The organism is Pseudomonas sp. UMAB-08 (genome assembly GCF_900095225.1).
Taxonomy (GTDB): domain Bacteria; phylum Pseudomonadota; class Gammaproteobacteria; order Pseudomonadales; family Pseudomonadaceae; genus Aquipseudomonas.
Map to the genome: position 1 here is coordinate 1 of NZ_LT607440.1, position 20,190 is coordinate 20,190.

At 59.2% G+C, this 20,190-nt stretch carries 16 protein-coding genes; 10 read left to right on the forward strand and 6 right to left on the reverse strand.

Annotated features, from left to right (window positions below; translation table 11 throughout):
• Positions 1-268 precede the first annotated feature (268 nt).
• The 4 genes from K0F75_RS24690 (at position 269) to K0F75_RS24705 (ending at position 4,278) form a co-directional block, all read left to right on the forward strand.
• Complete coding sequence (locus K0F75_RS24690; RefSeq protein WP_219064585.1) at positions 269-853, forward strand: hypothetical protein; 585 nt, start codon at positions 269-271, stop codon at positions 851-853.
• 100 nt (positions 854-953) lie between these two features.
• Positions 954-1,952 carry an AraC family transcriptional regulator gene (locus K0F75_RS24695; RefSeq protein ID WP_219064586.1) on the forward strand — a complete coding sequence of 333 codons (999 nt, stop codon included), beginning with the start codon at positions 954-956 and terminating at the stop codon, positions 1,950-1,952.
• A gap of 169 nt (positions 1,953-2,121) precedes the next feature.
• On the forward strand, positions 2,122-3,150 hold the full coding sequence (locus K0F75_RS24700; RefSeq protein WP_219064587.1) for a histone deacetylase family protein: 1,029 nt from the start codon (positions 2,122-2,124) through the stop codon (positions 3,148-3,150).
• Between the two features lie 27 nt (positions 3,151-3,177).
• A complete protein-coding gene (locus tag K0F75_RS24705; RefSeq protein WP_219064588.1) occupies positions 3,178-4,278 on the forward strand; it encodes a polyamine ABC transporter substrate-binding protein in 1,101 nt (366 codons plus the stop codon).
• A 102-nt stretch (positions 4,279-4,380) separates the two neighbouring features.
• Here the strand turns inward: K0F75_RS24705 and K0F75_RS24710 are convergent, their stop codons facing one another.
• Complete coding sequence (locus K0F75_RS24710; protein WP_219064589.1) at positions 4,381-5,940, reverse strand: PLP-dependent aminotransferase family protein; 1,560 nt, start codon at positions 5,938-5,940, stop codon at positions 4,381-4,383.
• 90 nt (positions 5,941-6,030) lie between these two features.
• On the opposite strand from K0F75_RS24710, the gene K0F75_RS24715 reads away from it, so the two are divergent.
• From K0F75_RS24715 to K0F75_RS24725, 3 genes are read left to right on the forward strand one after another with little or no spacing between them, the layout of a single operon-like run.
• Positions 6,031-6,654: an FMN-binding negative transcriptional regulator gene (locus tag K0F75_RS24715; protein ID WP_219064590.1), complete on the forward strand. Its 624-nt coding sequence runs from the start codon at positions 6,031-6,033 to the stop codon at positions 6,652-6,654.
• Between the two features lie 10 nt (positions 6,655-6,664).
• Positions 6,665-7,111, forward strand: coding sequence for a GNAT family N-acetyltransferase (locus K0F75_RS24720; RefSeq protein ID WP_219064591.1), 447 nt, complete (start codon positions 6,665-6,667; stop codon positions 7,109-7,111).
• 15 nt (positions 7,112-7,126) lie between these two features.
• Complete coding sequence (locus K0F75_RS24725; RefSeq protein ID WP_219064592.1) at positions 7,127-7,801, forward strand: GNAT family N-acetyltransferase; 675 nt, start codon at positions 7,127-7,129, stop codon at positions 7,799-7,801.
• A 183-nt stretch (positions 7,802-7,984) separates the two neighbouring features.
• Here K0F75_RS24725 and oadA read toward each other — a convergent pair whose 3' ends face one another.
• Positions 7,985-9,805: a sodium-extruding oxaloacetate decarboxylase subunit alpha gene (oadA, locus tag K0F75_RS24730; protein ID WP_219064593.1), complete on the reverse strand. Its 1,821-nt coding sequence runs from the start codon at positions 9,803-9,805 to the stop codon at positions 7,985-7,987.
• Between the two features lie 11 nt (positions 9,806-9,816).
• Positions 9,817-11,232: an acetyl-CoA carboxylase biotin carboxylase subunit gene (locus tag K0F75_RS24735; protein WP_219064594.1), complete on the reverse strand. Its 1,416-nt coding sequence runs from the start codon at positions 11,230-11,232 to the stop codon at positions 9,817-9,819.
• Positions 11,233-11,424: 192 nt separating this feature from the next.
• On the opposite strand from K0F75_RS24735, the gene K0F75_RS24740 reads away from it, so the two are divergent.
• Positions 11,425-12,387 carry a LysR family transcriptional regulator gene (locus K0F75_RS24740; protein WP_257604481.1) on the forward strand — a complete coding sequence of 321 codons (963 nt, stop codon included), beginning with the start codon at positions 11,425-11,427 and terminating at the stop codon, positions 12,385-12,387.
• Here the strand turns inward: K0F75_RS24740 and K0F75_RS24745 are convergent.
• The 3 genes from K0F75_RS24745 to K0F75_RS24755 all read right to left on the reverse strand — a co-directional run bounded on the left by K0F75_RS24745 (position 12,329) and on the right by K0F75_RS24755 (position 16,676).
• The gene (locus K0F75_RS24745) at positions 12,329-12,589 is read right to left on the reverse strand and encodes a PA3496 family putative envelope integrity protein (protein WP_219064595.1); all 261 of its coding nucleotides are present in this window, start codon (positions 12,587-12,589) and stop codon (positions 12,329-12,331) included. The two genes, K0F75_RS24740 and K0F75_RS24745, sit on opposite strands and share 59 nt — an antisense overlap.
• A 129-nt stretch (positions 12,590-12,718) precedes the next feature.
• Entirely contained in the window at positions 12,719-13,585 is an 867-nt protein-coding gene (gene hexR / locus K0F75_RS24750) for a transcriptional regulator HexR (protein ID WP_219064596.1), read from the reverse strand.
• A gap of 202 nt (positions 13,586-13,787) precedes the next feature.
• On the reverse strand, positions 13,788-16,676 hold the full coding sequence (locus K0F75_RS24755) for a bifunctional diguanylate cyclase/phosphodiesterase (protein ID WP_219064597.1): 2,889 nt from the start codon (positions 16,674-16,676) through the stop codon (positions 13,788-13,790).
• Between the two features lie 245 nt (positions 16,677-16,921).
• Between K0F75_RS24755 and uvrD the strand changes: the two genes are divergently transcribed.
• Both uvrD and K0F75_RS24765 read left to right on the forward strand, forming a co-directional pair.
• Positions 16,922-19,105: a DNA helicase II gene (gene uvrD, locus K0F75_RS24760; RefSeq protein ID WP_219064598.1), complete on the forward strand. Its 2,184-nt coding sequence runs from the start codon at positions 16,922-16,924 to the stop codon at positions 19,103-19,105.
• 177 nt (positions 19,106-19,282) lie between these two features.
• A complete protein-coding gene (locus tag K0F75_RS24765) occupies positions 19,283-20,137 on the forward strand; it encodes a Tim44 domain-containing protein (protein WP_219064599.1) in 855 nt (284 codons plus the stop codon).
• The last annotated feature ends 53 nt before the right edge of the window (positions 20,138-20,190 follow it).

A 20,190-nucleotide genomic window follows, 5' to 3' on the forward strand; every position in this document is an offset into this window, starting at 1 on the left:
AGGGTCAAACCTGTCGTAAGCCCGTGCCGGGCTTATTCGCAGACAAGTCAGCTCCTACAGATTGTAGAAACCCCACCTTACATTTCAATCAGTTACATCTAGTTTGATGGGAAGAGGCGTGCCTGCGAATAGATCATGAAATCCACTACAAAAGATACCTGACCAGTAAATACCGGGAAGCTTCCTACGTATCTAAAAGAAGTTCCTGATAGTCGGCCCTGCAATTAATAGCCAAATTCTCGCAACGTCAGCGAGAGGCTAAATTCCGATGCGTAAATCTTTAGTCGCTATCACTGTTTCATGCCTGACCTCCCCTGTCTGGGCCGACAGCTGTCCACTTCCACTCTTGCAATCAAAGGCGCTGCCTTATGAGCAGGGTCACGACATGCCCGTTACCACGGGCCCCTACCAATTTAATTTGCCTGAAAAACCGACTGCGCTTTTGGCGTTTGAAGGCGTGATGGCTGTCTATCCGGAAAAAGAATATGTCAGCTACCAGTTTGTCTCGGATAAAAGGGTCGCTCACATGCTGCCCCAACTCACCACTCGCAAGCTTTCAACCGCCGCACTTGATCGATACGTATACGGCGTTGACTCCCTCGACGATCTAAACGCAAGCGATCAGAAACTCATCGAAGGAATGCGCGCTGACCTGAACCTTGACTGTCATGCCGAATTGACGCTTTACAGCGTAGGCAAAGGCGTTGACGTCATATTTCAGGACGCATCCCGTTCCGATGCTGAATATAGAATGCTGTACTTTTCAAACGATTCGACCCACCTCATTAGCGTGAAGGGAACGAGAGAAAGAGCGTTAACCGTTCTAAAAAGCATCAAGAAAAGGAAGTTGTAAAAGCTAACCTGCCTGCGAAGAAGTCATCACGCCCACCATCTGACCCCACGGCATACAACTTGCTCCACCCCCGGTTGTTACCCACCGCCGGAATTCGCTCATGCTGCATTCCCATCTCACCACCCTCAACGCCGTGTCGCTGGTGCTCAGCACCTTCCAGGCTGAAGGTTTGTCCAGCGACGCACTGCTGGCAGGCAGCGGGATCACTGCTGCGGACTTGGGCAGGACTGATATTCGTATCGCCACCCACCAGGAAATGCAGGTCTGTGCCAATGCCGTCGCACTGCGCAAGGAGATCGGCCTGGAGTTGGGACGGCGCATGCATGTGTCGTCCTATGGCGTCCTCGGTTACGCCCTGCTCACGAGTGCCACCTTAGGTGACGCCCTGCGCCTGGCGCTGATGTATCCGGCGCTCTTGGGAACACTGTTCGAACTGCGCTTGCGTGACGATGGCGACCGCGTCTGGTTAAGTGCCAGCGATTATCGCGACAATGAATCGTTGGCAGTTTTTAACGCCGAGCTGTGCCTCGCCTCGCTGAAGGTCATTTGCGATGACTTGCTCGGCAAGCCGCTGCCATTGCTCAGCGCGCGTTTCGCCCACGATGCGCCTGATTACACCGCCAGTTATCACGAAAGCTTTGCCTGTCCGTTGCAGTTCAACACTCCGACCCGTGATCACGCCTTCGCCTTCGACAAATGCTGGCTTGAGCAGCCGTTGCCGCTGGCGGACCCGATCACCCATCGCGACATGCATGAACGCTGTCGGCGGCAAAATATCGAGTTCACAGGTCGCCAGGCCTGGCTCGAACGCATCCGCCAATTGCTCGCGGCTCAACTTGCCTGCGCACCTGGCCTCGGCGGTCTGGCGCAACAGATGAACTGCTCGGAGCGCACGTTGCGTCGGCACTTGCAGGCACTCGGTAGCAGCTACCAACAATTGCTCGACGAGCTACGCTTCGAGCGAGCCAAGCACTTGCTGCATGAGGCTCGGCTACCGATCCATCGCATTGCCGAAGAACTGGGCTTCAGCGAGACCGCGAGCTTTCGTCACGCCTTCCTGCGCTGGAGCGGCGTCGCGCCCAGCCACTTCCGATTCTGATGCCGTCTGCACCCTCGCCTCGGTTTAGGGCGTGATGCCTCAATAAGGGGCGATATCCGGTCAGTGTTATTGGCCATATTTATCCCCTTTTGGCCGTTGCCGTCGTTCACTGATCAGCAGTGCGCCGCAAGAATAAGGCACAGCCACAGCCCTAGGGGAGAATAAGAAGATGCTGACGATCTACTCGGATGATCATCACCTGCACCACGGTCGCTGCGAACTGATAGACGGGCAACTGATGCCCTGTTTTGAAATGCCCTCGCGCGCCGACCACATCCTGCAACGCGTACAGGCACGCCACCTTGGTCCGGTCGAGGCGCCGCGTGACTTTGGTCTTGAACCGCTGAAGCGCATTCACAGCGAGGCGTACCTGACGTTTTTCCAAGGCGCATGGCAGCGCTGGGCCGAGCTGAAACACGAAGGCGACTTGCTGCCCTTCACCTGGCCTGCCCGAACCTTGCGCGAAGTGATTCCCACCAGCCTGTTAGGCCAGTTGGGCTATTACAGCTTCGATGCCGGCGCACCGATTACCGCCGGCACCTGGCAAGCCGTCTATAGCGCAGCGCAAGTCGCATTGACCGCTCAGGCCGCCGTCGAAAATGGCGCTCGTAGCGCGTTCGCGTTGTGCCGACCGCCCGGCCATCACGCCGCCAGCGATGTGATGGGCGGTTACTGCTACCTGAATAACGCCGCCATCGCCGCTCAGGCATTTCTCGATCAGGGTCGGCAGAAAGTGGCGATTCTGGATGTCGACTACCACCACGGCAACGGCACTCAATCGATCTTCTATTCCCGCAACGACGTGCTGTTTACCTCGATCCACGGCCATCCCGAAGCCGAGTTCCCCTTCTTCCTCGGTTACGCCGACGAGCATGGCGAGGGGCCGGGCGAAGGCTTCAACTTCAACTATCCGCTGGCCGCCGGCAGTGACTGGGACCACTGGAGCGCCGCGCTGGAACAGGCCTGCACGCAAATCGAGGCCTACACCCCGGACGTGCTGGTGATCTCCCTCGGTGTCGATACGTTCAAGGACGATCCGATCTCGACGTTCAAGCTCGACAGCCCGGACTACCTGCGCATGGGCGAACGCATCGCCCGTCTCGGCTTACCGACGCTGTTCGTGATGGAAGGCGGTTATGCCGTCGAAGAAATCGGCATCAATGCCGTGAATGTGCTGGAAGGTTTCGAAAGCGTCTGACCCCACCGACTTATCAGGAAGATGACCATGAACAGACTCAAACGTCTTATTGCACCCGCCCTGTGTGCTTCCCTGCTCTGCGGCGTGGTCCAGGCCGAAGAACAGCGCACGCTGCGCGTTTACAACTGGTTCGACTACATCACCCCGCAGACGCTGGTGGACTTCCAGAAAGACACCAAGACCAAATTGATCTACGACATCTTCGACACCAACGAAGCGCTGGAAGCCAAGCTGCTGACCGGCAACTCCGGGTATGACGTGGTCGTGCCGTCCAACGTGTTCCTGGCCAAGCAGATCGAGGCCGGGGTATTCCAGCCGCTGGACCGCAGCAAATTGCCGAATTGGCCACACCTCGACCCCAAGCTGATGAAACTCCTGGAAGCCAACGACCCGGGCAATAAATTCGCGGTGCCCTACATGTACGGCACCATCCTGATCGGCTTCAACCCGGACAAGGTCAAGGCTGCACTGGGTGACAATGCACCGGTCGACAGCTGGGACCTGATCTTCAAGGAAGAGAACATCAGCAAGCTCAAACAGTGTGGCGTGGCCCTGCTCGATTCACCGTCTGAAATCATGCCGCTGGCCTTGCAGCACTTGGGCCTGCCGCCAAACAGCACCAAACCGGCCGACTACGCCAAAGCCGAAGCGCTGATGTTGAAAATCCGTCCGTACATCACCTACTTCCATTCATCGAAGTACATGGCGGATATCGCCAATGGCGACATCTGCGTGGCCGTCGGGTACTCGGGCAGCTTCTCGCAAGCGGCCAACCGCGCCAAAGAAGCCAAGAACGGCGTGGTCGTCGACATGCGCCTGCCTAAAGAAGGTGCCCCGATCTGGTTCGACATGCTCGCCATCCCTAAAGGCGCCAAAGACCCTGAGGACGCCTACACCTTCATCAACTACCTGCTGCAACCGAAGGTGATCGCACCGATCAGTGATTTTGTCGGCTACCCGAACCCGAACAAGGACGCCACTGAAATGGTCGATCCGGCGATTCGCAACAACCCGAATCTGTACCCGACCGAAGCGGCGATGAAAACCCTCTACACCCTGCAACCCCTGACGCACGATGCGGAGCGTGCACGAACCCGCGCCTGGACCAAGATCAAGTCCGGGACCTGATGCTGGAACGGACTTGCTCGTGATGCGGTATGGCTGACATGCCGCATCACACCTTTCATGAATAAATTCGCCCCCACTGGAAGCTCGTAAGGTTTGTCAGGCTTACGCTTTCCAGGCGTGCCGCAACGTGGCCAACGCCTCGTGAATACCGGGTTCGGGCACGGCCGCAAATCCCAATACCAAGCCCGCCCGGTCATCCACGGGTGCGCTTGAGTCCGGCAGCCAGTAGTCGCTCAGCGGGTTGATTTCGACGCCGACACCTGCGGCCTTGGCCACCAGTTCGCGCTCGCGCGCCAGGCTGTCCACGGGCACAGCGACATGCAGCCCCGCCACCACTTTAGGCATCGCCCCGCACCCAGGCACGTCTTCAGGCCAGCCTGCCAACAGCGCATCACGACGACTCAAGGCCGCACGGCGCATGCGCCGGATGTGCCGCTGGAAATGCCCGGCAGCAATGAATTCAGCCATCACGGCCTGAGTGCTGACTTCGGAGTGCCGCATGTCCAGGGCCCGCCGCTGACCGAACGCACTCACCAACCCCAACGGCAGCACCAGATACCCCAGGCGCAACGCCGGAAAGGCGATCTTGCCAAAGGTGCCGACATACAAAACACGCCCGTGCCGATCCAGTGCCGCCAAGGGTGCCAGGGGCGCACCGCTATAACGGTACTCGCCGTCGTAATCGTCCTCGACGATCCAGCCTTGGGTGCGCTCGGCCCAGGCCAGTAATTCAAGGCGCCGCGCCAGGCTCATCGTCACGCCCGTGGGGTATTGGTGCGACGGTGTGACGTAGGCCAGTGTGTAATCGCCTTGCGACAGCGAAGTGCACTGCATGCCCTCGTTATCCACTGCAATACCGTGCAAGCGCGCACCGGCGATGGCGAACGCATGGCCGGCTGCGCGATAGCCGGGATTCTCCACCGCGACCGCATCACCCGGCGCCAACAGCAGCTGTGCACAAAGGCTGATCGCTTGCTGCGCGCCACTGGTGATCACTATTTGCTCAGCGCTGCAGTGCAAACCACGCGAGCTGCGCAAATACGCTGAAATCAATTCACGCAGGCGCCAGTCCCCGGCCGGCTCACCGTACCCCAGCTTCCCCAGATCCGGCTTTCGCCAGAAAGCCGCGTGTAACTTGCCCCAAACATCGAACGGGAACAGGTCAAACGCTGGCACACCCACCCGAAAAGCCCGCGGCGCATCGCCCTTTGGCTGGGGCAAATGATGCTGCTGCAGAAGGTTGAGCGCCGGGCTGTGGATAACTTTACTGGGTGAAAAACCAGGCATTTCGAGTGTTTTTGTGGATAAACCTGTGGGTAAGACTGTTGATAACCCTGTGGATGGTTTTGTGGATAAGTAATTTGAGGTGCGCTTCGTTGCACTTGGCTTTGTGGGCAATTGCGCAACGTAAGTGCCATCGCCGATACGGCCTTCGATGAAACCCTCGGCGTAGAGCTGGTCATAGGCGCGCATCACACTGTTGCGCGAAATGGACAGCGACGTCGCCAGATCGCGAGTAGCCGGCAGGCGCGTGCCACTGCTCAAACCACCGTCGAGAATCCGCTGGCGCAAGAGTTGATACAGCTGCCGACTTAGCCCGCGGCGACGATCAAGTTCGATACCCGCAGGGTTGAACGGAAAAGACAGCGCGCTGGCGGACATGACATTGGCCCTACGAAATTGGCATGGAATGGCTCTTACAACCAACCAATAGCCTGCCTAGGATTTAGCCATCAGCCAAGGAAAAGCTTTATGTACATACCTCGCGCATTCAACGAAGACGACCTTTCAACCCTTCATCGGCAAATCGAAGGCACGCGTTTGGGCATTCTCGTGACCCATGGCGCACGTGGTCTTCTGGCCAACCACATCCCGCTGCTGCTCAGTCCTGAGCAAGGGCCTTACGGAACTCTGTATGGGCACCTGGCCAAAGCCAACCCGCAATGGCAGGAGATGGAGAGCGGTACCGAGGCCTTGCTGATTTTCCCTGGCCCGGATGCTTACGTCAGCCCGTCGTTTTACCCGAGCAAGGCTGAACACGGCCAAGCGGTCCCGACCTGGAATTACCTCGCGGTCCATGCTTACGGGCCTGCCGAGGTGTTCCACGATGCCCATCGCCTTCGCGATCTGGTTCGCGCGCTGACAGAGAAGCATGAAGCAGGTCGCGCCACACCCTGGACGCTAGAGGACGCACCTGCGGACTACATCGACAAGATGCTCGGCGCCATCGTCGGCTTTGCAGTGCCTATCAGCCGGCTGGAGGGCAAACGCAAGCTCACCCAGAACCGCAACGCACCCGATATTGCCGGCGTGCGTGATGGCCTCGCCGCGAGCTCCGCGCCCAATGACAACGAAATCGCCCGATTGATGCGCTAAGGAGAAGCCTGTGACCGCTATCCAGATCCGCCCCGTCACCCCGAACGATCACGCTGCATGGCTGCCGCTGTGGAAGGCGTACCTGACGTTTTACAACACTGAGCTCGCCGACAGCGTCACTGAAAGCACCTGGCAGCGCATTCTCGACCCCAGCGAGCCAACCAATGCCGCGCTGGCCTGGAGCGATGGCAAAGCCGTCGGCATGGTCCATTTCATCTACCATCGCTCCAACTGGAGCATCAAGAATGCCTGTTACCTGCAGGACTTGATCGTCGTGCCGGAGCAGCGTGGCACCGGCGTCGGGCGCCAGTTGATCGAATTCGTCTACGCCACGGCGCGCGAAGCCGGCTGCGACAAGGTTCATTGGTTGACCCACGAAACCAACGCCACGGCGATTCAGCTGTATGAACGCATCGCCGAACGCCCTGGCTTCATCCAATTTCGCAAAGCACTCTAGGACTGGAACCTGCTCATGCCCACCACTGAACTGCACTGGCAACCCGCGACGCTCCCGGACAAAAGTACGCTTGAAGGCCGCTTCATCCGCCTGGAAAAACTCGATCCGGCGCGCCACGGCGACGATCTATGGGCTGCACTTCAAGGCCCAACCTCGGACCCGGCGTTGTGGGACTATTTGCCCTACGGGCCGTTTTTCGAGCGAAGCGAATTCGATGCGTGGCTGAGTCGTCATGCCGCCGACATTGATCCGTGGTTCTACAGCGTGGTCGATCAGCAGACAGGCGTTGTCGACGGCTACCTGAGCCTGATGTCCATCGTTCCTACCCATGGCCGGATCGAAATCGGTCATGTCATGTTTGGCGCCGCCATGCAGCGTACGCCCAAGGGTACCGAGACGATTTACGTGCTGGCCAAGGCAGCGTTTGCCCTGGGCAATCGGCGCCTGGAGTGGAAATGTGACGACGGTAATCAGCGCTCCAAACGAGCCGCCGAGCGCTTCGGTTTCACCTTTGAAGGCACCTTCCGTCAGCACATGGTCATCAAAGACCGGAACCGCGACACCACGTGGTACTCAATCACCGACAACGAATGGCCAGCACTCCAGGCAGCGTTTGAAGGCTGGCTGGCAGTGGATAACTTCCGGGATGGCCAGCAAGAGAGAACGCTGGAGAGCTTCCGGAAGCGGTGAAAGCTCATCGCGGGCAAGCCCGCTCCTACGGCGCAGTTCATCGTGTAGGAGCGGGCTTGCCCGCGAAAAGGCCGGCACGGCCTTCCGGGGCCAGTGAAACCAACCCGGCTAGTAAAAAAATCCGAAAAAAAAAGGGGAGCCACATGTGCTCCCCCCAGAGTAAACCGTTAAACGCTTATCGAATCAGCCCTCAATTTCGACCAGGATCTCAACCAGGATTTCGCCCGGATTGACCCGGTCGCCTTTGGCGACGTGGATCGCGAAGACCTTGCCGGCGATGGAGGCCTGTACTTCGGTCTCCATTTTCATCGCTTCGCTGATCAGTACAGCCTGACCGGCTTTGACGATGTCGCCTTCCTTGACCAGTACATCGACGATATTGCCCGGCATGGTGGTGCTGACATGGCCCGGCGAACTGGCTTGAGCGCGTTTGCCGATACCGCCACCGACAAACTCGTTGAGGGGCTCGAACACCACCTCTTCCGGCATACCGTCGATGGTCAGGTAGAAATGACGCTTGCCCTCGGCCTTGACGCCGACGCCGGTAATGTCGACGCGGTAGCTTTCGCCGTGCACATCGATCACGAATTCGGTCGGTACGCCCTCGCCGCCCACCTTGCTCACGCCACCCGCTTCAGGGATCGGCAGCAACACTTCAGGGGTCAGGGTGCCGGCTTCGCGTTCTTCGAGGAATTTGCGTCCAATGTCCGGGAACATTGCGTAGGTCAGCACGTCCTCTTCAGACTTGGCCACCGCGCCGATTTCCAGTCGCAGCTTGGCCATCTCCGGCTTGAGCAAGTCAGCTGGACGCACATCGATCAGCTCTTCGTTACCGATGGCCTGACGGCGCAGCGCTTCATCAACCAGGCCTGGTGCCTTGCCGTAGCCGCCTTGCAGGTAGAGCTTCACTTCGTTGGTGATGGTTTTGTAGCGCTCGCCAGCCAGCACGTTGAAAAACGCCTGAGTACCCACGATCTGCGAGGTCGGGGTCACCAGCGGCGGGTAGCCGAGGTCTTTACGCACTCGCGGGATCTCGGCGAGCACTTCGCCCATACGGTTCAGCGCGCCCTGCTCTTTGAGCTGGTTGGCGAGGTTGGAAATCATCCCGCCAGGCACCTGATTGACCTGCACTCGCGTGTCGACCGAGGTGAATTCGCTTTCAAACTGGTGATATTTTTTACGCACGGCGTAGAAGTAAAGGCCGATTTCCTGCAACAGCTCCAGACTCAAACCGGTGTCGAATTCGCTGCCCTTGAGCGCAGCAACCATCGACTCGGTGCCTGGATGGCTGGTGCCCCACGCGAAGCTGGAGATCGCGGTGTCGATGTGATCGGCGCCGTTTTCAATCGCCTTGAGCTGACACATCGCGGCCAGGCCGGCGGTGTCGTGGGAATGGATGAACACCGGCAGCGACAGTTCAGTCTTCAGCGCCTTGACCAGCTCGCCCGTGGCATACGGTGTCAGCAGGCCCGCCATGTCCTTGATCGCGACCGAGTCGCATCCCATGGCTTCCATTTGCCTGGCCTGAGCCACGAAAGCGTCAATGGTGTGAACCGGGCTGGTGGTGTAAGCGATAGTGCCTTGGGCGTGCTTGCCCGCCGCCTTGACCGCTTCGATGGAGACTCGCAGGTTGCGCACGTCGTTCATCGCATCAAAAATGCGGAACACGTCGATACCATTGACCGCCGCCTTGGCGACGAATGCACGTACCACATCATCGCTGTAGTGACGGTAGCCCAGCAGGTTCTGGCCGCGCAGGAGCATTTGCAGGCGGGTGTTAGGCAACGCCGCGCGAAGCTGGCGCAGACGCTCCCACGGGTCTTCCTTCAAAAAGCGTACGCAGGCGTCGAACGTGGCGCCGCCCCAGACTTCCAGCGACCAGTAGCCGACTTTGTCGAGCTTGTCGCAGATTGGCAGCATGTCTTCAGTGCGCATGCGGGTGGCGAGCAGCGACTGGTGGGCATCACGCAGGATGGTGTCGGTTACAAAGATTTTTTTGCTCATTGTTGTATTCCTCACAGGCCTGCGTGGGCGGCAATGGCGGCGGCGATGGCCAAAGCCAGCTCTTCGGGTTTGCGCTTGATCGAGTAGTTGGTCAGTTCGGGATGGCTTTCAACAAAGCTGGTGTTGAACTGACCGCTACGGAATTCCGGGTTACGCAGGATTTCCTGGTAATACGCGGCAGTGGTCTTGACCCCTTGCAGACGCATGTCGTCCAGGGCGCGCAAGCCACGGTCCATGGCCTCTTCCCACGTCAGTGCCCAGACGATCAACTTCAGGCACATCGAGTCGTAATACGGCGGGATGGTGTAGCCGGTGTAGATCGCCGTGTCGGTACGCACACCAGGACCGCCGGGTGCGTAATAACGGGTGATCTTGCCGAAACTGGGCAGGAAATTGTTTTTCGGGTCTTCGGCGTTGATCCGGAATTGCAGGGCGAAGCCACGGTGAATAATGTCTTCCTGCTTGACCGAGAGCGGCAGGCCGGAGGCGATGCGGATCTGCTCACGGACGATATCGATACCGGTGATTTCTTCGGTGATGGTGTGTTCCACCTGCACCCGAGTGTTCATCTCCATGAAGTACACCTCGCCCTCGGCGAGCAGGAACTCCACGGTGCCAGCGTTCTCATAGCCCACAGCCTTGGCTGCGCGCACAGACAGGTCGCCGATGTAGGCGCGCTGTTCCGGGGTCAGTTGCGGGCTGGGGGCGATTTCGATCAGCTTCTGGTTACGGCGCTGGATCGAGCAATCGCGCTCGAACAGGTGCACGACATTGCCAAAGCTGTCACCGAGGATCTGGGCTTCAATGTGCTTGGGATTGACGATGCATTTTTCGAGAAACACTTCCGCAGAACCGAATGCTTTGGTCGCTTCCGAAATCACCCGAGGGAACGCCTGCTCCAGTTCTTCACGGCTGTTGCAGCGTCGGATACCCCGACCACCGCCGCCCGACGTGGCTTTGAGCATCACCGGGTAACCAATGCGCTCGCCTTCGACCAGAGCCTCAGCGATATCGGCGACGTTGCCTTCAGTACCGGGCGTCACCGGTACGCCGGCCTTGATCATGCTGCGGCGTGCTTCGGTCTTATCGCCCATGCGACGAATGACTTCTGCCGACGGGCCAATGAATTTGATCCCGCGTTCAGCACAGATGTCCGCCAGTTCGGCGTTTTCCGAAAGGAAGCCATAACCGGGATGCAAGGCATCACAACCGGTTTCTACCGCGAGGTTGACCAGCTTGCGCGGGTTCAAATAACCGGCGAGCGGTTCGGCACCAATGCTGTGCGCTTCGTCAGCCCGTTTGACATGCAAGGCATGGCGGTCGGCGTCGGAATAGACCGCAACCGAGCGAATGCCCATCTCGGCGCAGGCGCGCACGATCCGGACAGCAATTTCACCGCGGTTGGCGATCAGGATTTTTGTTATCACTGGCGTTTCCTCGACCGTTAGAACAGACGAACCGGCTGGGCCGGTCGGCGTGTAGCCGCGTGTTGCATACGGTTACATTGCGATAGCCACCCTATGCCTGAAGAGGGATTAACAAAAATCAATAAAAGTTGGGCCATGCATAAGTAAAACCTTATAGTTGGCTTTCCAGTCATCTTCAGAGGGAGGTAATTTATGCGTAAGTCATTGATGCGTATGACATTGCGTCAATTACGGACGTTCAATGAGGTGTGTGACCTAAGGTCTTACAGCCGCGCTGCCGATGAAATGGCCCTCACACAACCGGCCGTCAGCCTACAGATTCGTCAGCTGGAAGAGCTGATTGGTCAGCCGCTGTTCGAGTATGTCGGCAAAAAGCTGTACCTGACGGAGGCCGCCGAAGCGCTACAAGCCGCCAGCAGAGACATTTTTGGGCGCCTGGAAAACCTGGATATGCAGTTGTCGGACATGCAGGGCTCGCTGCAAGGGCAACTCAAACTGGCCATCGAATCCAGTGCCAAATACTTCGTGCCGCATCTGTTTGCCGCGTTTAAGCGCCAGCACCCCGAAGTGATGCTGAACCTCACGGTGGTCAATCGCGCACAGGTGATCAAACGCCTGTCGGATAACCGTGATGATCTGGCGATCATGTCGATGGTGCCGCAGGACATGGGGCTGGAGTTCATGCCCTTCCTCAACAACCCGATCGTCGCGGTGGCGCCGTCGGACCATCCGCTGTGTCAGGTCGAGCAATTGACGCTGAAGGACCTTGAACCCTATCCCCTGCTGATCCGCGAACCCGGCTCAGGCACGCGCAGAGCCTGCGAGGAGTATTTCAAGGAAAAGCGCGTGCACTTCACCCAAACCCTTGAGGTTTCTTCGGCTGAAGCCCAGCGCGAATGCGTGGTGGCGGGGCTGGGCGTGGCGTTATTGACTCGCCATGCACTGAACCTGGAGCTGGCCACCGGCACGCTGCGCGAGCTGCCGGTGGCCGAATTGCCGCTGTACCGCAGCTGGTGCGTGGTGCAAGCCAAGGCCAAACGGCTATCGCCGGTCGCGCATGCCTTTCTGGCGTTCATCCGCACCGAACGCGCGCAGATCAGCCAGCTTGCTGAGCGTTTCGACGGGAGCCTTCCGAGGCCGTCTGCCACACATTGAGTGAGCCAAACTCGCCAACATCACCCAACTCGACATAGTCGGAAAACTTCTGCGCCAGCTTGCGCTCCTCGGAATAGCTTTCGATCGCGCGACGGAATTCCATGCGTCGCTGATCTTCCTGCTGTCGCCGGGTATTTTTGGACGTATTAGCGGAGGTAGCGCTGGTGGCGCGCTGCTGCGAGTCATCGTAGTGCCTAGGCATATCCTGTCTCCCATTGCGTTTGCGGGAGCTTGAGCATGATCGCCGTCAATGACGGTTGCACGGCGATAAGATGACAGGACGATGAAGCTTTGCGCTGTTGCAATATTACGAAGACGAGACGCCGGGCAATCAGTCGTCGAGCGCCTTGACCGACTTGGGGGACAAGCGAAGGCTGCGCAGACTGCGCTTAACGCTTTTAAGGTGGTTGACCAGACTGGGGCCGCGCGCCATGGCAACGCCCATCGCCAGCACATCGATCACCACCAGGTGGGCGATACGCGAGGTCAATGGCGTATAGATCTCGGTGTCTTCGTGAACATCGATGGCCAGATTGATCGTCGCCAACTCCGCCAACGGGGTCTGGCTCGGACACAAGGTCACCAGCGTGGCGCCGCTTTCACGGACCAGATTCGCAGTGATCAGCAGGTCTTTCGAGCGCCCGGACTGGGAGATGCAGATCGCGACGTCGGAGGGCTTGAGCGTCACCGCCGACATGGCCTGCATGTGCGGATCGGAGTACGCCGCCGCCGTCAGCAGCAAGCGGAAGAACTTGTGCTGCGCATCCGCCGCCACCGCGCCGGAAGCGCCAAAACCGTAAAACTCCACGCGCTGGGCCGACGCCATTGCGGTCACCGCCAACTGCAACGCGTGGGGATCGAGATGCTCTCGAACCTCCATCAACGTGTGCAGGGTGGTGTCGAAAATTTTCAGGCTGTAATCGGCAACCGAGTCGTCTTCATGGATCGCGAACTGACCAAAGCTGGCGCCAGCGGCCAGGCTTTGCGCCAGTTTGAGCTTCAAGTCCTGAAAGCCGGTACAGCCAATGGCACGGCAAAACCGGACGATGGTGGGCTCGCTGATACCGACGTTGTGCGCGAGGTCAGCCATGGAGCTGTGCATCACAGCCGCAGGGTCAAGCAGCACGTGGTCGGCAACCTTGAGTTCCGACTTACGCAGCAGATGGCGTGACTGGGCGATGTGGTGCAACAGGTTCAAAGGGCTGGACTCGGTCAGTAAGGCTTGGGCGGGATGTAGCAGACTTGTAGTTATACTACATGCCCTGCGGCCCGCCCAGCTAAACGAGCTCGGTTTGGCGATCTGCAACCTTTCCGCGCCCTCATCATGCCGGCGCGGGCTTGCCTGCGAACCCGGCAAAGCAGTCCGTCAGGCACACCGAATCGGGGCCTTCGCAGACTCGTCAGCCCGGAGGGGACCATGCTTGCTGCGCATGCTCGCGCAACAAGCGTGTCGCAGCCTCCGCATCCACCGGACGACTGATAAGGTAGCCCTGCACTTCGTCGCACTCGTGAGCTTTGAGGAAGTTCAGTTGTGCCTCGTTTTCCACACCTTCGGCGACGACTTTCAATTCCAGGCTGTGGGCCATGGCGATGATCGCGCGGGTGATGGCTGCGTCTTCGGTGCCTTCGCCCAAACCACGAATGAACGTCTGGTCGATTTTCACGTAATCCACGGGAAAGCGTTTCAGGTAACTCAGCGACGAATAGCCGGTGCCGAAGTCGTCGATGGCCAGTTTCACACCCAACTCATGCAGCTGATGGAACGTAGCGATGATGTGCTCCACGCCATCGAGCAGCTGACTCTCAGTCAATTCAAGCTCAAGGTAGCGCGGTGCCAGGCCGGTTTCTTCAAGCACCTGGCGGACCAGACTGACCAACTTGCCTTGACGCAATTGATGGACCGACAGGTTGACCGACACCCTGATCGGCTCCAACCCCTGTCGCTGCCATTCACACGCCTGCCAACAGGCCTGGCGTAACACGAACTCACCAATCGGCCCGATCAGCCCGGTCTCTTCGGCCAGCCCGATAAAGTCCCCGGGCGGCACCATGCCCATCGTCGGGTGCAGCCAGCGCACGAGTGCCTCGGCGGCGTTCAAACGGCCGGTCGCCAGACACAGCTTGGGCTGGTAGAACACCTGCAGTTGATTGTCGTCGAGGGCCTTGCGCAGCTGATTTTCCAGCTGCAGACGCTCCAGCGTGCTGGCTTGCAGGTTTTCGGTATAGAACTGGAAATTATTGCCACCCAGATGCTTGGCATGCTGCATGGCCATGTTCGACTGACTGACCAGCGCCGAGATTTCTCGGGCCGAGTCTGGCAACAGGCTGATGCCCACTGACGCGCTGACCACCAGCTCATGCCCGGCCACCGACAGAGGCAGCCGTAACTTGGCCAGCAGGCGACTGGTGACCCGAGCCAGACTGGACAGGTTGCCGTAGGCATCGAACAACACCGCAAACTCATCACCGGATAACCGCGCAATGGTGTCAGCCTCGGGCAATGCGCTGGTCAGGCGCCGCGCCACTTGCCTCAACAGTTGATCGGCGACTTCGTGGCCCAGACTGTCATTGAGTAGCTTGAAGCGATCCAGATTGATGTGCAGCAACGCCAGGCTTCTACCGCCCTGTCGCACGCGCTGACTGGCTTCACGCAAGCGCTCCTTGAACAACGAGCGGTTAGCCAGGCCGGTCAACTCATCGTAGTGCGTCAAGTAGCGCATACGCTCTTCGAATTCGCGCCTTGCCGACAGGTCGGCGAAGAAGCCGACAATGTGGCTTACATTGCCCCGCACATCGCGCACTACGTTCAATTGGAGCCATTGCGGATACAACTCGCCATTTTTGCGAGTTTCAACCAGTTCGCCCTGCCAGCTATCGGTTTGCTCCAGCGATTCGTGGATCGCTTGAAAATGGCGCCGGGCATCGCGGCTGCACGCCAGCTCAGTGACCTTGCGTCCCTTCATGTCTTCCTGCGGGTAGCCGGTCACTCGGCTGAACGCCCGATTGACCGCCAGCAGGGTGTATTTCGGATCAAGGATGACAATGCCTTCGCTTGCGGCTTCGAAGACTGTGGCGGCCAAACGGCGCTGTTCTTCCAGCTGCTTACTCGCGCTGATGTCGCGGCGGGTGCCGAGCATGCGGATCACCCGGCCATCGCTGCTGCGCTCGACGGCGCGGCCACGGTCCTCGATCCAAACCCAACGCCCGGCGCCATGCCGGAAGCGATAGGCAACTTTATAATCGTCCGTACGCCCCTTCAGATGCTCGATCATCGCGTGTTGCATCAACGGCAAATCTTCGCGGTGTATGCGCGGTTTGAGGTGGCGGAGCATGGCGGTCACGTGTTCGGGCTCCAGGCCGAACAACGCTTTGATCTGCGTGTGGTGGACTTCATCGGTCTGCAGATTCCAGTCCCACAGGCCCAGCTCACTGGCCTCAAGTGCCAACGCCAGCCGCGCCTCGCTCTTGCTCAGCGCCTGATTGGCCTCGTCCAGCTCAAGGCTGCGCTGGACGACTCTGGCTTCGAGCCCGATCTGGGCCTCGCGCAATTCCCGCTCGGCCTTGCGTCGCTGTTCGATTTCCCGCGCCAACTCATGGTTAAGCTGCTCATCGTGGGCCTGCGCCTGTTGCAGATGCTCAATCAGCGCCTGATTCTGAAAGCGCTGAATCAGCCCTTGGCGGATCAAGCGATTAACCTGCAGGGCCACGACAATCAGCGCCACCAGCAACATCAGGCCAAACCAGCCCCAGCCATGCTGCTGCTCATCGCCATGCAAAAAAAGAAAGGTGATCGGGGGCAGCAGGCACGACACGGTAAAGGTCAGAAACGCCGGGATACTCACCGCGTAAGCAATACTGGCCGACAGCGTCGCCGCACCGATCAAGCCAAACACCCAGGCTTGCTGCTGAAAGCTTTCCACCGGAACCAGGGCGATCGCCGCACTCGCAAGGGTCAGGCCGCTGACGCCTGCGCCCAGCAGAAACATGCCACGCCAGATCGGTTGCGCCTGACGCAACAATGGCGCGGCGTTAAACGCCGCAACCTGGATGACGCGCAAACCCACCAGCGTCGTCAGCCACCCCAGCCAAATGCCGACCAGCAGATAGCGCTGCGGGCTCCAGAGCAACCAGGCGCAGACCAGACCGTTGAGTAACATGAACAGGGTGGGCAACAGCGAACCCTGATAAAGCAAACGTGTGCGTTCCACTGCAAGCTGAGTGGCAAATTGCTCGCGGATAACTCGACGCGATGCGGTTGAGGCACCCGAGGAGCTGAGACTAGAGGTCATAGGCAATGTTCTTATAATGGTGGAGCCTCAAACGTCGACGGAGCATACACAAGCCGCTCGACAGACCAAACTCTCTTGATTCATAAAAACCGCAAAGAGACCGTTCCACAGGGCCGTTTTCAAACCTCCCGGGCACGGCCTGCCATGCGTGCAGCCCTGACTTACCGGTCGTCATCGACAGGGCATTTATCGGCTTAAGCAAAGCTTGGTTTGCCCGACATAGCCCAGCACCCTAGAATGCGTCGATGCGCGATGATCTCTCCCTTCTGCTGAACTCCCTCAACGATGCCCAACGTCAGGCCGTAGCTGCCTCCGTGGGTCGTCAGTTGGTACTCGCCGGTGCTGGCTCCGGCAAAACCCGTGTGCTGGTGCATCGCATCGCCTGGTTGATCCAGGTCGAGAATGCCTCGCCACACTCGATCCTGTCGGTAACCTTTACCAACAAGGCAGCGGCCGAGATGCGTCACCGCATCGAACAGTTGATGGGGATCAACCCGGCAGGCATGTGGGTCGGTACCTTTCACGGCCTGGCGCACCGCTTGCTACGGGCGCACTGGCAGGAAGCCGGACTGAACCAGAGCTTCCAGATCCTCGACAGTGATGACCAGCAACGCTTGGTCAAACGAGTGATCCGTGAACTGGGGCTGGACGAGCAGCGCTGGCCGGTACGCCAGGCGCAGTGGTTCATCAACGGGCAGAAAGACGAAGGCCTGCGCCCCAAACATATTCAGGCCAGCGGCGATCTGTTCCTGGCCACCATGAAATCGATCTACGAAGCCTACGAGGCCGCCTGCCAGCGCGCAGGGGTCATCGACTTCTCCGAGTTGCTGCTGCGCGCCCTGGACCTGTGGCGCGACAATCCCGGCCTGCTGGCGCACTACCAACGCCGCTTCCGCCATGTACTGGTCGACGAGTTCCAGGACACCAACGCCGTGCAGTACGCGTGGCTACGGTTGCTGGCTCAGGGCGGCGACAGCTTGATGGTGGTCGGCGACGACGATCAGTCGATTTACGGCTGGCGCGGCGCCAAAATCGAGAACATTCATCAGTACTCGTCTGACTTCCCTGACGCCGAAACCATCCGCCTGGAGCAGAACTACCGCTCCACCGCGAGCATCCTCAAGGCCGCCAACGCGCTGATCGTCAACAACAGCGGGCGCCTGGGTAAAGAGCTGTGGACCGATGGCGGTGATGGCGAGCCGATCAATCTGTTCGCCGCGTTCAACGAACACGACGAAGCGCGCTACGTGGTCCAAACCATCGAAAGCGCGCTGAAGACCGGGATGATGCGCAGCGACATCGCGATCCTCTACCGCTCTAACGCCCAATCGCGGGTGCTTGAAGAAGCGTTATTGCGCGAGCGGATTCCTTACCGGATCTATGGGGGTCAGCGCTTCTTCGAACGCGCCGAAATCAAGAACGCCATGGCCTACCTGCGTTTGCTCGACGGTCGCGGCAACGACGCGGCACTGGAACGGGTGATCAACGTCCCGGCACGCGGCATCGGTGAAAAAACGGTCGAAGCGATTCGCGAACACGCCCGTCACGCCGACGTGTCGATGTGGGAGGCGATGCGCCAACTGATCGCCAATAAAGGCCTGACCGGCCGCGCAGCCGGAGCGCTGGGCGGGTTTGTCGAGCTGATCGAGAATCTGACCGCGAAAGTCATGGAGATGCCCCTGCATCTGATGACCCAAACCGTGATCGAGCAGTCCGGGTTGATCACCTACCACAAAGAAGAGAAAGGCGAAAAAGGCCAGGCTCGGGTAGAAAACCTTGAGGAATTGGTCAGCGCCGCGCGCAACTTCGAGAATGCTGAAGAAGACGCCGAGCTGACACCGCTGGCCGGGTTCCTTGGCCATGCGTCGCTGGAATCGGGCGACACCCAGGCCGATGAACATGAAGACAGCGTGCAATTGATGACGCTGCACAGCGCCAAGGGCCTGGAGTTCCCCCACGTGTTTCTGGTGGGCATGGAAGAAGGCCTGTTCCCGCACAAGATGAGCCTGGAAGAGCCCGGGCGTCTTGAAGAAGAACGGCGGCTGGCGTATGTCGGCATTACCCGCGCCATGCAGAAACTGGTGATGACGTATGCTGAAACCCGTCGTTTATATGGCAGCGAGACGCGCAACAAGGTCTCGCGCTTCGTCCGGGAGATTCCGCCACCCTTGATTCAAGAGGTGCGCCTGTCCAACAGCGTCAGCCGTCCGTTCGGCGGCACGCAGAATATGGGCACAAGCAGCCTGTTCAACGGCACCGGCATCCCGGAAACCGAGTTCAGCCTCGGCCAGCGGGTTCAGCATTCGGTGTTTGGCGAAGGGGTGATCCTCAATTTCGAAGGCGCTGGCGCTCAGGCACGGGTGCAGGTTAACTTCTCAGAAGGCAGCAAATGGCTGATGATGGGCTACGCCAAGCTCGAAGCAATATGAGCCACTGAACATGTAGGATCAGCCTCAATATCTGAGGCTGCAGAGATATGCCCTACAGGCCACTCTTTGTGAGCCTGTTATAGGCCCAAGCAAAAGCCAGAAACATTTAGGCGCTAGCCATTGTCATTTCTCCTGTGCAACATGGCGCGCGTGCAATCCATAAATGGGAATTCCTTTATGCAACGTTTTCTAAGCATCGCTCTGGCGCTGTGCATCGGGCTCACAATGAGCCTCGAAGCCAACGCAGCGCGCTTCGGTGGCGGCAAGAGCTTCGGCTCGGCGCCCAGCCATCAATCCCGTCAAGCTGCGCCGGCCTCTCCGTCGGCTGCGCCTAACGCCGCTGGTCGCCCTGCTGCCGCTGCTGCTGGCGGTGCTTCTCGCTGGCTCGGCCCGTTGGCTGGCCTCGCGGCAGGCGGTCTGCTCGCCTCGATGTTCATGGGCGGCGGCTTCCAGGGCATGCAGTTCTTCGACATCCTGATCATCGCAGTCATCGGCTTCGTGATCTTCCGGTTCATCGCCGCGCGTCGACGCAAGCAACAAGAGCACATGGCCCCTGCCGGTCATGCGCCGTTCCAGCGTGAAACCCTCGAACAACCGGCTCAGCCATCGGCTTTCGGCGGTTCGTCCGCAGCCCCGGTTGCCGCTCCGGTGATCAATGCACCGGCCTGGTTCAATGAACAACGCTTCCTCGAAGCCGCTCGCAGCCACTTCCAGTCGCTGCAACAGCACTGGGATGCCAACGAAATGGACAAGATTGCCGAATTCGTCACCCCACAAATGCTCCAGTTCCTCAAGAAGGAACGTGCAGACCTGGGTGATGGCTTCCAATCGACCTTCATCGACAACCTGACCGTGCAGCTTGATGGCCTGGATGATCGCTCGGATAAAACCGTGGCGACCCTGACCTTCTCCGGCGTGTCCAAGACTTCGCGCTTCGACCAAGGTGAAGTGTTCAGCGAAAGCTGGAACATGGAACGTCCGCAGGGTGACAACCAGCCTTGGCTGGTCGCCGGTATCCGCCAGAACGGCTGACGCTCGGCAGTGCTCGCAAGCGAATTGCACCGATAAGCAAAACCCCGGATAAC

What these genes read in the sequence shown, in the direction of transcription:
- K0F75_RS24690 (WP_219064585.1), top strand. Translation starts at nt 269, where the DNA reads ATGCGTAAATCTTTAGTCGCTATCACTGTTTCATGCCTGACCTCCCCT.
- K0F75_RS24695 (WP_219064586.1), top strand. Translation starts at nt 954, where the DNA reads ATGCTGCATTCCCATCTCACCACCCTCAACGCCGTGTCGCTGGTGCTC.
- K0F75_RS24700 (WP_219064587.1), top strand. Translation starts at nt 2,122, where the DNA reads ATGCTGACGATCTACTCGGATGATCATCACCTGCACCACGGTCGCTGC.
- K0F75_RS24705 (WP_219064588.1), top strand. Translation starts at nt 3,178, where the DNA reads ATGAACAGACTCAAACGTCTTATTGCACCCGCCCTGTGTGCTTCCCTG.
- K0F75_RS24710 (WP_219064589.1), bottom strand. Translation starts at nt 5,940, where the DNA reads ATGTCCGCCAGCGCGCTGTCTTTTCCGTTCAACCCTGCGGGTATCGAA.
- K0F75_RS24715 (WP_219064590.1), top strand. Translation starts at nt 6,031, where the DNA reads ATGTACATACCTCGCGCATTCAACGAAGACGACCTTTCAACCCTTCAT.
- K0F75_RS24725 (WP_219064592.1), top strand. Translation starts at nt 7,127, where the DNA reads ATGCCCACCACTGAACTGCACTGGCAACCCGCGACGCTCCCGGACAAA.
- oadA (WP_219064593.1), bottom strand. Translation starts at nt 9,805, where the DNA reads ATGAGCAAAAAAATCTTTGTAACCGACACCATCCTGCGTGATGCCCAC.
- K0F75_RS24740 (WP_257604481.1), top strand. Translation starts at nt 11,425, where the DNA reads ATGCGTAAGTCATTGATGCGTATGACATTGCGTCAATTACGGACGTTC.
- K0F75_RS24745 (WP_219064595.1), bottom strand. Translation starts at nt 12,589, where the DNA reads ATGCCTAGGCACTACGATGACTCGCAGCAGCGCGCCACCAGCGCTACC.
- K0F75_RS24755 (WP_219064597.1), bottom strand. Translation starts at nt 16,676, where the DNA reads ATGACCTCTAGTCTCAGCTCCTCGGGTGCCTCAACCGCATCGCGTCGA.
- uvrD (WP_219064598.1), top strand. Translation starts at nt 16,922, where the DNA reads ATGCGCGATGATCTCTCCCTTCTGCTGAACTCCCTCAACGATGCCCAA.
- K0F75_RS24765 (WP_219064599.1), top strand. Translation starts at nt 19,283, where the DNA reads ATGCAACGTTTTCTAAGCATCGCTCTGGCGCTGTGCATCGGGCTCACA.